Origin of the sequence: Neorhizobium sp. BT27B, from assembly GCF_050455485.1 — a bacterium.
Lineage (GTDB): Bacteria > Pseudomonadota > Alphaproteobacteria > Rhizobiales > Rhizobiaceae > Neorhizobium.
Genome location: NZ_JBCIYT010000014.1, coordinates 50,649 through 63,426, shown reverse-complemented (window position 1 = coordinate 63,426; position 12,778 = coordinate 50,649). Strand labels below are relative to the sequence as shown.

The window sequence follows — 12,778 nt, the reverse complement described above, 5'->3', positions numbered from 1 at the left end:
CTGCCGTCACCGCGTGACTTGGATGTGTTTCGGACGGGCAAAAAGTGCCCGAGGCGTCGCGGCAAATTTCATTTATTCCTGCTCTCATTTCGCGCCCGGAAAACACGCTCCTCCTCGTCGTGTCCGGGCTGCCTGATGACAGGTATTGAAAGACTGAAATCGCGCCTTGATATTTCGCAAATCGGCAGAAATCTTATGCTGGACTTGCAGGCCGCTTTGGGCCGGCGCTGCTGCTATGGCGGGATGATCCAACCAAAACCTTGGTTCTCGATCACCCGGTGAGCTGCGTGTTGCGCAGCCCACCCTGCCTGGCTCTGAGCGCTTAACGCGCCGCCCAATTGGCGCCGCGACGAAAGATCGTCTTCATCTGCGGCACGTCGAATTCCTTGGCCACATGCCCGAGCGAGGAATAGAAAACGCGACCCTCGCCGTATTTTCGTTTCCACACGACCGGCATCACAACGCCGTCGATCCAGTAGGCATGATCGCCGGTGAATGTGGTCGTTGCCAGCACCTCGTTGGAGGGGTCGACATGCATGTAATATTGTTCTGATGTGTAGGGGAAATCCGCAATCCCCTCCATCAGCGGATCATCAGGGCGGGTGATGTTGACGGTGTAATCGATGATATTGCCGGGATGCGCCACCCATTGGCCGCCGATGATGAACTGGTAGTCGACCGACTCTCGAAACGCATCGCCCGCACCGCCATGGTAACCGGCAATGCCGACGCCGCCCTGAATGGCGGCGGCAAGATTTTTTACTTCTTCCTTTTCGATCTTCGACATGGTCACGATAGGCACGATCAGGCTGAGGTCGTGGATCGAGGGGTCGGCAAAGGCTTCGGTCGAATGTTCGAGATAGACCTTGAAGCCGTCTTCCTCCAGCATGTCCTTGATGACGGCTGCGCATTCTTCCGGCTCATGGCCGCTCCAGCCGCCCCAGACGATAAGTGCTTCCCGCATGATTTCATCTCCTCCTGAAATTATTTCGCCAGTTTGCCGTCGATCAGCGATGCCGACAGTGGGGCAGGCCGCTCCGTCGCGATGTTGATCTCGATCGTGCGGCCCTCTTCCGATGCCGTGTGGAACGCCTCCATCACCTCCAGCACATGCAGTGCCAGATCACCATTGGCCCGGTGCGGCCGGTTGTTGCGGATCGCGTATGCCAGGTCGGCGACGCCGATCGAGCGGAAATTGCCGTCCGCATAGGGTTGCGACAGAGGCTGTTCATCGAACTGTCCGCCCTTCTTGAGGTACGACACAGAGCCGCCAAAGTGATTGGGGTCGGGAACGATCAGCGTGCCCTCTGTGCCATACACTTCCAGCGGCACATGCTTGTGGCCGGCGATATCGAAACTCATGCCGATCTGCACGACGGCGCCATTGGCAAAAGCCATGACGCCCGCCACATGGGTCGGCACCTGCACCGGAATGCGCTCGCCATTGCGCGGTTCGCTGGTGATGATGCGCTCCGATCGTGGCGTCGTGGCAAAACCCGCGACTTTCGAGACCGGGCCGAGCAGGTTGACGAGGTCGGTGATGTAATAGGGCCCCATATCGAGCATCGGCCCGCCGCCGACTTCGTAATAGAAGCCGGGATTGGGGTGCCAGCGTTCATGGCCGGGGCACATGAATGTGGCCGTGCCGCCGACCGGAATGCCGATGACGCCCTGATCGATGAGGCCGCGCGCCGTCTGGTGGCCGCCGCCGAGAAAGGTGTCGGGTGCAGCGCCGATGCGCAACCTCTTGGCTCTTGCTGCCTCGGCCAGCTTTTTGCCTTCGGCAAAGTTGATGCCCAGCGGCTTTTCCGAATAGGTGTGTTTGCCGGCATCCAGCGCCTGCAGCGCAACGGTCACATGCGCCTTGGGCACCGTGAGGTTGACGATGATCTCCACTTTCGGGTCGGCAAGAAGTTCATCTATGGTCTTGACCGGAAGATTGAACTCAGCCGCCTTTGCCTTGGCGATCTCCCGATTGAGGTCGGCCAGCCCGCGAATGTCGAGGATCGGAAAATCGCCGGTCATCGCTTTCAGGTAAGCGCTCGAAATATTGCCGCATCCGATGATGCCGATACCAACTTTTTCCATCATTCTCCTCCCGATGGCGTGTGGTTGTGCGCACGTTCAGCGCGCTGGTCCGGTGGTGCTCCATGGTGATTCATAGAGCTCGTAAAGCGCGACGGCTGCTGCTCCGCGTGCCCAGAACTCGTCGTTCGAATCGTCGAAAACCAGTTCGCTCACTCCCTTCAGCGATGGCGGAATGGCGAGCGCATAGGCATCGCCCAGGCTTTTCAGAAAGGGTTCGCCGAGTGCCAGAGACGTGCCGACAATGATGACCCGCGGCGGCGCAAACAGGGTCACGATGTTGGCGATGCTGAACCCGATCGCTTCGCCGGCTCTGATTGCCGCAGCAATCAGAAGGGTGTCGTCCGACCTGATGAGCGCCTGTGCATGCGCCATGCCGCGCCCGAGCTTGACTGCCTCCGCAAAGGCGCCGTCACCTTGCTGATCGGCCAGAATGGCGTTTTCCCCGGCCTGCGACGATAACCGGACAACGCCGTCCCGCCCCATGCCGAGCACGAGGTCGCCGAGATTATGGCTGAGGCCGCCGGCGCCGCGAAACAAGCGGCCTTCATGCAAAACGCCGAGGCCCAGCGTCTGTTCAAGCGAAATCAGCACCATGTCTTCAAGGTCGCGCGCCTTGCCGAACCAATGGTGCGCCAGCGTAATGGCGGTGGCGTCGCTTTCAATGATGGTCGGTGTGCCCAGGCGTGCGGACATTTCCGCGGCGAAATCGACGTCCGCATCCTTCAGGATCGGGCTTGAACGGATATGGCCGGTGCGATGCTCGATCACGCCCGGCAAGCCGAGGCAGACGCTATGCACATCCTTGAGCGAGAGTTCGGCGTCAACGACACAGCGTCGCACGCCATCCTCCACGAGGTCGGCAATCACCGAGATCGGCTGACGGTCGATCCGGATCGGTAATGTCAGGGCGGATAGAACGTCGCCGCGAAAATCGGTGACGACGAACACCATGCGGCTTGCGGTAATCTTGGCGCCCACCACACGCGCCGCAGCCGGGTTGAGTTCCAGCATGACCCTTGGCCGCCCGCGCGCCGCGGCATTGCGGATATCGCCTTCATGCCGGGTCAGGATCAGGCCGTCATCCAGCAGGGATCCGGTAATGGCGGATACGGTGGTGGTGGAAAGCTCTGTCCGCTCGGAAATTTCCACGCGAGAAATCGGTCCGTGTCTGCGGATCGCATCCAGAACGCTCAGGCGGTTCATGGCTCGCATCAGTTCGGGGTCGGCAGTTTTCATCTTGTCGCGCAGCCCTTGCATTATGCCCGAATTATTACGCCAAGCGAATTAAATCGCATCTTTGTAGGGCTGATTTTGGCGGTTACGCAAGAGGTGTGAGTGTGAATTGCGTCAAAAATCGGCATTTGCGCGGAATTTTAGCGATGCCTATTGACAGGGAGGGTTGGCTCCTCAATTATTTAATTCGGATAGAGGATTAAAAGAGCTTTGGGAGGAGCGCCTTTGATGTCCATTACATTTTTCCGTTCACGCATGTTTACGACTGCTGCGGCCCTTGCCGCGGCCTTCAGCTTTGCCGCAAGTCCTGCGGCTGCCGATAGCGTCATCCGCTGGATGCATGTCGAGCAGGTGCCGGGCAATATCGAGCTTTGGAACCAGATCGCCAAGGAGTTTGAAGCAAAGCATCCGGGCGTCAAGATCGAGCTGCAATTCCTGGAAAACCAGGCCTTCAAGGCAAAGATGCCGACCTTGTTGCAGTCGAACGATGCGCCAAGCTTCTTTTACACCTGGGGCGGCGGCGTGCTGAAGGCGCAGTCGGAAACCGGTGCATTGCGCCCGATCGATGCGGCGCTGGATGCCGACGGCGGTCAATGGCGCGCCTCCATCAATCCGAACGCCGTCAGTGGCCTGAGTTTTGATGGCAAGGTCTGGGCTTCGCCGACAAAGAGCGGCCTCGTGTCGTTCTACTACAACAAGGAAATGTTCAAGAAGGCAGGCGTCGATGCGTCAAAAATCGCCACCTGGGATGATTTTCTGGCGGCGGTGAAGACCCTCAAGGATGCGGGTGTCACGCCGATCGCAGGCGGTGGCCTGGATAAATGGCCCCTGCATTTCTACTGGAGTTATCTTTCCATGCGCGAGGCCGGTCAGAAGGGTTTTGCCGATGCCAAGGCGGGCGAAAACGACGGCTTCATCGCCGAACCTTTCGTCAAGGCCGGCCAGCATCTGGCTGAACTCGGCAAGCTCCAGCCGTTCCAGAACGGTTATCTCGGTGCGACGTGGAATGATGCGCTTGCCGCCTTCGGTGATGGCCGTGCCGCGATCATCCTCAGCTTCGAAAATACGCCGGCCACGCAGGCCTCCAACTCGACCAGCCGCAAGGGATTGGCGGATGACAATATCGGGCGCTTCCCGTTCCCGACCATTGAAGGCGCTCCCGGTGTCGTCACCGACAGTTTCGGTGGCCTCAATGGCTGGGCGGTGACGAAAAACGCACCACCCGAAACCGAAGAGTTCCTGCGTTACATGGCAAGCGTCGATGTCCAGAAACGTCTGGCAAAGGACACGCAGATCATGCCGGTGGCCAAGGGCGCAAGCGAGGCGATTGCCAAGCCGCTCCTCAAAGAGGTCGCTGAAACGCTTGCCAAGGAAACCTGGCACCAGAACTTTCTCGATCAGGATCTCGGGCCGAATGTCGGTGCTGTCGTCAACGATGTCAGCGTCGAGATCGTCTCCGGCGGACTGGAGCCTGCCGATGCCGCCCAGCAGATCGAGGATGCCTATTCCCTCGAGCGCCAATAGGCATTGCACCTGCGCTCCCGCTCCATGGGGTTTTGACCTCCGGAGCGGGAGCGCAGGTGATGCTTTTACCGACATACCGCCCCGTCCGTGCGAGATGAGGAATGCGAATGAGCATGAGCGAAACAACCATGCCCGGCAGGAGTTTTGCCCCGGCAAATGGGAAGACAGGGCCGCGTGCGACTTTGCAACGCCGCAAGCGTTCTCTGAAACACAGCAAATGGCCGGTTCTGTTGTTATTCCTGCCGCCAGCGCTGATGCTGTTCACGGTCCTCGTCATTCTGCCGATGGGCGAAGCAGCGTGGTACTCGTTCTATAACTGGAACGGTTATGGCCTGCCGTCGCAATGGGTCGGCTGGCGCAATTACCAGCTGATCTTCCGCAACGGCGCCTTCAGCCAGGCACTGATCAACAATGGCATGATCGTTGTTGCATCGATCCTGATCCAGATCCCGCTGGCTTTGTGGCTGGCGACGATGATTTCCAGCCGCATCCATGGCGCCCTGTTTTTCCGTCTGATCTTTTTCCTGCCCTACGTGCTCGCCGATGTCGCGGCCGGCATGATCTGGCGTTTCGTCTATGATGGTGATTTCGGTCTGGTCGGCGGCATCGCGCATCTGTTCGGCGCTGAGCCGCCCTATTGGCTGGCCGATCGCGATACCGCCATGTACGCCATCCTCGGCGTCGTCATCTGGAAATATTTCGGTTTTCACATGATGCTGTTCATCGCCGGTCTGCAGGCGATCGACAAGAGCGTACTGGAAGCCGCCGATATCGATGGCGCCACCGGTCTCCAGAAGTTTCGTCTGGTCACCTTGCCGCTGCTCGGCTCCACCGTACGCCTCTCCGTCTTCTTCGCGGTCGTCGGCTCGCTGCAACTGTTCGACATGATCATGCCGCTCACCGGTGGTGGCCCGTCCAACTCGACGCAGACCATGGTGACCTTCCTCTACAATTTCGGGGTGACCCGCATGCAGGTTGGTTTCGGCAGCGCCGTTGGCGTCGTGCTGTTCGTCATCTGCGTCACGCTCGCCTTCAGCTACAAGCGGATATTCATGCGCCATGACTGATATCGCCACATCCCCACCCATCGATGCGGCAACGGCGCCCGGTTCCGGCCAGCGCCTGCGCACCGCAACACAGATCTACATGTATGCCGCGCTCGTCATCGTCGCCGCCATTGTGGTGGTGCCGCTGATCAGCACCGCGCTCGGCGGTTTCAAATCGCTCAGCGATCTGCGCGGCAATCCTTTCGGCCTGCCGACGGAATGGCAGTGGTCGAACTATGGCGATATCATCGTCAGCCAGCGTTACTGGCTGCAGATGGGTAATTCGCTGGTGATCGCATTGCTGACGGTTTTCCTGACGCTGGCTTTTGGCGCCATGGCGGCCTTCTGTTTTGCGCATATCCGCTTTTTCGGCTCGGATTACCTGCTCAACTACTTTCTGATCGGCCTGATGTTTCCGGCCGCAACCGCCATCCTGCCGCTTTATATCCGCATCCGCGATCTCGGCCTGGTCGATACCTATTGGGGCGTGGTGCTGCCGCAGGTGGCGTTCGGCACAGGCATGAGCATCATGCTGTTCCGCAACTATTTTCGGAACCTGCCCTCGGAACTCTTCGACGCCGCCTTCGTCGATGGCTGCGGGTACATGCGGTTTTTCTGGCATGTGACGCTGCCGTTGTCGCGGCCGATCATCGCCACGGTCGGCATCATTTCCTTCGTCGGCAGCTGGAACAGCTACATCCTGCCGCTGATCATGCTCAATTCGGAGAGCCGTTACCCCTGGCCGCTCGGCATCATGATCTATCGTGGCGAGTTCAATACCGAATGGCAGCTGGTGCTGGCCTTCATCACGCTCACCATCCTGCCCACCATCATCGTGTTTTTCCTGGCTCAGAAACACATTATCGCCGGTCTCACCGCCGGCGCCGTCAAATCCTGATCATCGGACCGGAGGATCAACCATGGCATCCGTAGAACTTTCAGAGGTCCGCAAGGCTTTTGGTGCACTCGAAGTCATTCACGGCGTTTCGCTGTCCATCGAGGAGGGGGAGTTCGTGGCGCTGGTCGGCCCGTCCGGCTGCGGCAAGTCCACCCTTTTGCGCATGATCGCCGGGCTGGAGGATATTTCCGGTGGCGACATCATCATCGACAATGCCGTCGTCAACGACCTGACGCCGCGCGAGCGCAACATCGCCATGGTGTTCCAGTCCTATGCGCTTTATCCGCATATGACGGTGGCCGAAAACATGGGCTTCAACCTGCGGCTCTCCGGCGCAGCCAAGGCTGAAATAGCCGAGCGGGTCAACGAAGCCGCCCGCATGCTCGATCTTTTGCCGCTGATGGAGCGCAAGCCCGCCCAGCTTTCCGGCGGCCAGCGCCAGCGCGTGGCAATGGGACGGGCGATCGTTCGTAACCCCGCCGTTTTCCTGTTCGACGAACCGCTGTCGAACCTCGATGCCAAGCTGCGCGTGCAGATGCGATCCGAGATCAAGACCCTGCACCAGAAGGTCAAAACCACGTCCATCTACGTCACCCACGACCAGATCGAGGCGATGACGCTGGCAGATCGTATCGTGGTGCTCAATCAGGGAAGGGTGGAGCAACAGGGCACGCCGATGGACCTTTACAAGAACCCTGCCAATCTTTTCGTGGCAGCTTTCATCGGCTCGCCCGCCATGAACCTGCTTGATGGCACGATCGATGCCGAGGGTGGGGAGGCCGCCGCACGACTGTCGGACGGCACGGCAATTCGCATTGCTCAGGATCGCAAGGTGCAGCGTGGTCAGTCGATCAAGATCGGCCTGCGGCCTGAACATCTGGCTCCAGGAAAAACCGGCACGGCACTGACGGGCCAAACCCTGCTTGTCGAACCGACAGGCGCCCAGACACACGTGATCTTCGACCTTGCCGGCCAGCCGGTCACCGCGATCGTCGATGGAGAATATCCGCAGCGTTATGGTTCGCTGTTCAAGGCAAGCATTGCTGCCGAACAGGTGCATGTGTTCGATCGGGAAACTGGAATAGCTCTGTAATTCGTTTGATCGAACCGGATTGTCGATTGAAGTCGGCGGGCTGTCGCGTCTGCCGGCGCATGTTTGACATACACTGTCGGCAGGACAGCACTGCCCCCAATTTATCGCATCGCAACGCGCTTCTCGTGCCGTCGGATCGTGTTCCGACGCATCCACCTTCGCGATGAAATCCCTCGTTTTTTAACCTGATCTACCGTCGATTTCGTTTGGCCACATGGCACGCGGACCCGTCAACGGGTGCGCCGCAGCATCGGATAAAGATGTGCAATGATAGCTGCGAGAGCGTCAAAAAAGTATCATCTTAATTTGCGCACTGATGTAGAGATGCCGGTGTTTCAGTGCTTATGATCCTGGCAACGATCAAATTTGCAAAATCGGAGGTTTGCAGATTTCGGTCGCTAATGTGTGCGCTCGGTAGGAGGAGACGCTGTGCAACCCGATCTGGAACTCGTCCATATCCGCAAAGGCGAATCCTTCGCCGCGTGGACGCACGGCTATCCTTTTCGGACGGTTCGCTGGCACTATCATCCTGAATATGAAATTCACCTCGTCGTCGCGACCTCCGGCCGCTTTTATATCGGCGACCATATCGGTCGCTTCGAACCCGGCCAGTTGATCGTCACCGGCCCAAATTTGCCGCAGAATTGGATTTCCGAAATCGAGCCGGATGAGATTGTGCCGGCCCGCTCGCTTGTCATCCAGTTTCCGCAGAAGTTCATAGACAACAGCATTGCCGGCATGGTGGAAATGGAGGCTATGGTTCCGCTTCTCGAGCGCAGCCATCGTGGCCTGCTGTTCGACAAGGCGACCAGCAACACGGTGCGTCCTATAATCGAGCGGTTGATCGAAACGCGGGGCATAAGGCGGCTGGCGCTGTTTTGGGAAATCCTCGACGTGCTGGCGACCGCGCCGGAGCCGGAGGTGCTGGCAAGCCTCAGCTATGAACTGGATCTGTCCAACATCAACGAGAGCGGCATCAACCGCGCCATCGCCCATCTGCGCGAACATCTGACCGACGAGGTCGATGAGCGTGATCTGGCGGATATGGTCGGCCATAGTCCGAGCTCGTTTTCGCGGGCCTTCAAGCGCCATACGGGCACGACGCTGGTCCGCTACAGAAACCAGTTGCGTATCGATCTCGCCTGCCTGGCGCTGCTGACACGGCCCGAAGTGAAGATTGCCGAGATCTGCTACGAAATCGGCTTCTCCAATCTTTCGAATTTCAACCGGCATTTCCAGAAGACCAAGGGAATGTCGCCCTCGCAATTCCGCGCGACCTTTGCGGCCAACGGAGCGTTCAAAGCCGCGGAATAGAGCAGTCAACTGAATCCCCCGTTTCGGGGAAATGCAATTCGGAAAGCGTGGTGCTTTCCGGAAACGGCCGGGCTGTGCCTGATGTCGTCCAAAGGGAGGAATACTGGGATGAAAAAGACTCTGACCATGCTGTCGATTGCCGTCGCCACGCTTGCTGCAAGTTCGGCGCTTGCGCAGGATGCGAAACTCAAGATCGGCATGACCTTTCAGGAAATGAACAACCCTTATTTCGTGTCGATGAAGGAAGCGCTCGACGAGGCCGCCAAGTCGCTCGGCGCCGAAGTCGTCGTCACCGATGCCGCCCATGACGTTGCCAAGCAGATCTCCGACGTCGAGGACATGCTGCAGCAGAAGATCGATATCCTGCTTCTCAACCCGACGGATTCCGCCGGTGTCGAGGCTGCCGTCAATGCCGCCAAGGCTCAGAATGTCATCGTCGTTGCCGTCGATGCCAATGCCAATGGCCCGGTCGATACGTTTGTCGGCTCCAAGAACAAGGATGCCGGTTACCAGTCGTGCCAGGCGCTCGGCAAGGCCCTGAACGGCGAAGGCGAAGTCGCCATCCTCGATGGCATTCCCGTCGTTCCGATCCTGCAGCGTGTCGAAGGTTGCAAGGAAGCGCTTGCCGAATTCAAGGGCATCAAGCTGGTCGATACCCAGAACGGCCGGCAGGACCGCTCCGTCGCTCTCGGCGTCGTCGAAAACATGCTGCAGTCGCGCCCCAACCTGAAGGGCATCTTCTCGGTCAACGACGGTGGCGCGATGGGCGCTCTCGCCGCAATCCAGGGCTCCGGTCGCGATGTGAAACTGACGTCTGTCGACGGTGCGCCGGAAGCGGTGAAGGCAATCGCCGACGGTACGCCGTTCATCCAGACGACGGCGCAGTTCCCGCGCGACCAGGTGCGCGTCGGTCTTGCCATGGCACTTGCCCAGAAGTGGGGCGCCCGCGTCGTGCCGAAGGAAGTGCCGATCGACGTTCGCCCGGTTACCAAGGAAAACGCTGCCGAATTCAGCTGGTAAGCGCCTCCCGAGCGCCCTCGCCAATTTGGCGAGGGCGACTTTTCCAATTCGAACATGGGAGGAAGCGATGCTGGAATTGAGTGGTATCAAGAAGAGCTTTGGCAAGATCGAGGTTCTGCATGGCGTCGATCTGTCGGTGCGGGCAGGCGAGGTGCATGCGCTTCTCGGCGAAAACGGCGCCGGCAAATCGACACTGATGAAGATCCTGTGCGGGCTTATCAAGCCGAGCGAGGGAGACGTCCGGATCGATGGCGAGGTTCGTCATTTCAGCGATTACAACGAAGCCATCGATGCCGGCATCGGCGTCGTGTTTCAGGAGTTTTCGCTGGTTCCTTATCTTAACGCCGTCGAAAACATGTTTCTGGCGCGAGAACTCAGCAGCCGTCTGGGTTTCATAAAACGCGCGGCGATGCATCGCCGCGCCGCCGAGATCATGACGCAGCTGGGCATCAAAATCCCTCTCGATGTGCCGATCCGCAATCTCTCCGTGGCTGAGCAGCAGTTTGTCGAAATCGCCAAGGCTTTGGCGCTGGACGCGCGTATTCTCGTGCTGGACGAACCGACCGCGACGCTGACACCGGCGGAAGTGGAACACCTGTTCCGCGTCATGCGCAGCCTGCGCGCCCAGGGTGTCGCGATCATCTTCATCTCGCATCACCTCGAAGAGATTTTCGAGATCTGCGACCGCATCACCATTTTGCGTGATGGTGAATATGTCGCCTCCTGCGTCGTCAGCGAGGTCGATCAGGCACGGCTTGTCGAAATGATGGTCGGTCGCCGGATCGAGAACAGCTTTCCGCCGAAGCCGGACATTCCTTCCGATGCAAAGACAGTGCTCGAGGTTGAGGAGGTCCAGCTTGCCAAGGGTGGGCCGGTTTCCAGCTTCGCCCTGAGAGCGGGGGAAATTCTGGGCTTCGCCGGGCTTGTCGGCTCGGGGCGCACGGAAACGGTGCTGGCCATGCTGGGCGCCTATTCCGCCGCGCGCTGCAAGCTGCGGATGAATGGTATCGAGATCCGCTTTGCCGATCCTTCCGAAGCGCTTGCCGCCGGCATCGGCCTTCTGCCGGAAAGTCGCAAGGAACAGGGGCTGATCACCAGCTTCCCCATCTTGCACAACGTCTCGCTCAACAATTATGGCAAGTATCTGCTCGGCCACTTCTTCATTAACCGTACGCGTGAGCTGGATGATACGCGAAGGGCCATGCAGCAGGTGCGCGTGAAAGCGCCGAGCCCGCATGCCCGCGTCGATACCTTGTCGGGCGGCAACCAGCAAAAGGTCGTGATCGCCCGCTGGATCAACCACACCATGAAGGTGCTGATCTTCGATGAGCCGACACGCGGCATCGATGTCGGCGCCAAGACCGAGATCTACCAGCTCATGCGCGATTTCACCGCCAAGGGCTATTCCATCATCATGATTTCGTCGGAACTGCCGGAAGTCATCGGCATGTCCGACCGGGTCTGCGTCTTCCGCTCCGGAGGCATCGTCGCGACCGTCGAAGGCGACGCGATCACCTCCGAGCAGATCATGACCCATGCAACAACCGGGAGAACACACCATGTCGCATGATGCGAACGCGATTACCGGCGGGCAGGCGGAAACCTCCGCCACACCGTTCTGGAAATCGATGATCCATTCTCCATTGGCTCTGCCACTGGCGGGTCTGATCGTCGTCTCCGTCCTGATGGGCTTTGCTTCGGATAATTTCTTTTCCGTATCGAACATCCTGAACGTTCTGAGGCAGGTATCGATCGTTGCAATTCTCGCTGTCGGCATGACGTTTGTCATCCTCACGGGCGGTATCGATCTGTCCGTCGGCGCGGTCATGGCGCTGGCCGGCACGATGGCGGCCGGGGTGATGGTGCATTTCGGTCTGCCCGGCTGGGCCGGTCTTCTGGCCGGTGTCGGCATTGCCACCGGGCTTGGTCTGTTCAACGGACTGTTGGTTTCGTTCGGGCGCATGCCGGCGATCATCGTCACGCTTGCCACGATGGGCATCGCCCGCGGTGCCGGCCTCATCTATTCCGGCGGTTATCCGATCTCGGGCCTGCCCTCATGGATTTCCTGGTTCGGCGTCGGTCGCATCGGCATCATTCCGGTCCCCGTCATCGCCATGGTGATCGTGTATGCGCTCGCCTGGGTCCTTCTGGAGCGCACCGCTTTCGGACGACATGTCTATGCGATCGGCGGCAACGAGACGGCGGCCAAACTTTCAGGCGTCAAGACGGGTCGGATCAAGATTGCCGTCTATGTCATCTCGGGCCTGACGGCAGGCCTTGCCGCCATCATTCTCACCGGTCGGCTGATGTCGGGTCAGCCGAATGCCGGTGTCGGTTTCGAACTGGATGCCATTGCCGCCGTGGTTCTTGGCGGCACGGCGATCGCGGGTGGCCGTGGCCTCATCCTCGGTACGCTGATCGGCGCCGTGCTGCTCGGCATTCTCAACAACGGCCTGAACCTGATGGGCATCAATCCATACCTGCAGGACATCATCCGCGGTTTCATCATCCTGCTTGCCATCTACATCGCCCGCGAATGGCGCTGACGCAACCAACCAATCC

General features: G+C 59.3%; 11 protein-coding genes. 8 read left to right on the top strand and 3 right to left on the bottom strand.

Annotated features, from left to right (window positions below):
• Positions 1-322: 322 nt before the first annotated feature.
• The 3 genes from AAIH70_RS26670 to AAIH70_RS26660 are packed head-to-tail and all read right to left on the bottom strand — an operon-like array spanning position 323 to position 3,324.
• The gene (locus AAIH70_RS26670) at positions 323-964 is read right to left on the bottom strand and encodes a ThuA domain-containing protein (RefSeq protein WP_132279975.1); all 642 of its coding nucleotides are present in this window, start codon (positions 962-964) and stop codon (positions 323-325) included.
• A gap of 20 nt (positions 965-984) precedes the next feature.
• Entirely contained in the window at positions 985-2,088 is a 1,104-nt protein-coding gene (locus AAIH70_RS26665) for a Gfo/Idh/MocA family protein (protein ID WP_132279972.1), read from the bottom strand.
• Positions 2,089-2,124: 36 nt separating this feature from the next.
• Positions 2,125-3,324, bottom strand: coding sequence for an ROK family transcriptional regulator (locus AAIH70_RS26660; protein WP_132279969.1), 1,200 nt, complete (start codon positions 3,322-3,324; stop codon positions 2,125-2,127).
• A gap of 225 nt (positions 3,325-3,549) precedes the next feature.
• Between AAIH70_RS26660 and AAIH70_RS26655 the strand changes: the two genes are divergently transcribed.
• The 8 genes from AAIH70_RS26655 to AAIH70_RS26620 all read left to right on the top strand — a co-directional run bounded on the left by AAIH70_RS26655 (position 3,550) and on the right by AAIH70_RS26620 (position 12,762).
• Positions 3,550-4,845, top strand: coding sequence for an extracellular solute-binding protein (locus AAIH70_RS26655; RefSeq protein WP_132279966.1), 1,296 nt, complete (start codon positions 3,550-3,552; stop codon positions 4,843-4,845).
• A 107-nt stretch (positions 4,846-4,952) separates the two neighbouring features.
• On the top strand, positions 4,953-5,912 hold the full coding sequence (locus AAIH70_RS26650) for a carbohydrate ABC transporter permease (protein ID WP_430036718.1): 960 nt from the start codon (positions 4,953-4,955) through the stop codon (positions 5,910-5,912).
• Between the two features lie 79 nt (positions 5,913-5,991).
• Complete coding sequence (locus AAIH70_RS26645; RefSeq protein ID WP_132280142.1) at positions 5,992-6,789, top strand: carbohydrate ABC transporter permease; 798 nt, start codon at positions 5,992-5,994, stop codon at positions 6,787-6,789.
• Positions 6,790-6,811: 22 nt separating this feature from the next.
• On the top strand, positions 6,812-7,882 hold the full coding sequence (locus AAIH70_RS26640) for an ABC transporter ATP-binding protein (RefSeq protein WP_132279963.1): 1,071 nt from the start codon (positions 6,812-6,814) through the stop codon (positions 7,880-7,882).
• A 429-nt stretch (positions 7,883-8,311) separates the two neighbouring features.
• The gene (locus AAIH70_RS26635) at positions 8,312-9,196 is read left to right on the top strand and encodes an AraC family transcriptional regulator (protein WP_430036715.1); all 885 of its coding nucleotides are present in this window, start codon (positions 8,312-8,314) and stop codon (positions 9,194-9,196) included.
• 108 nt (positions 9,197-9,304) lie between these two features.
• Positions 9,305-10,216 (top strand): ABC transporter substrate-binding protein, encoded by a 912-nt coding sequence (locus AAIH70_RS26630; protein ID WP_132279957.1) that lies wholly within the window; start codon positions 9,305-9,307, stop codon positions 10,214-10,216.
• Between the two features lie 67 nt (positions 10,217-10,283).
• Positions 10,284-11,786, top strand: coding sequence for a sugar ABC transporter ATP-binding protein (locus tag AAIH70_RS26625; RefSeq protein WP_132279954.1), 1,503 nt, complete (start codon positions 10,284-10,286; stop codon positions 11,784-11,786).
• Positions 11,776-12,762 carry an ABC transporter permease gene (locus tag AAIH70_RS26620; protein ID WP_132279951.1) on the top strand — a complete coding sequence of 329 codons (987 nt, stop codon included), beginning with the start codon at positions 11,776-11,778 and terminating at the stop codon, positions 12,760-12,762. Before AAIH70_RS26625 ends, AAIH70_RS26620 begins: the two co-directional genes overlap by 11 nt.
• The last annotated feature ends 16 nt before the right edge of the window (positions 12,763-12,778 follow it).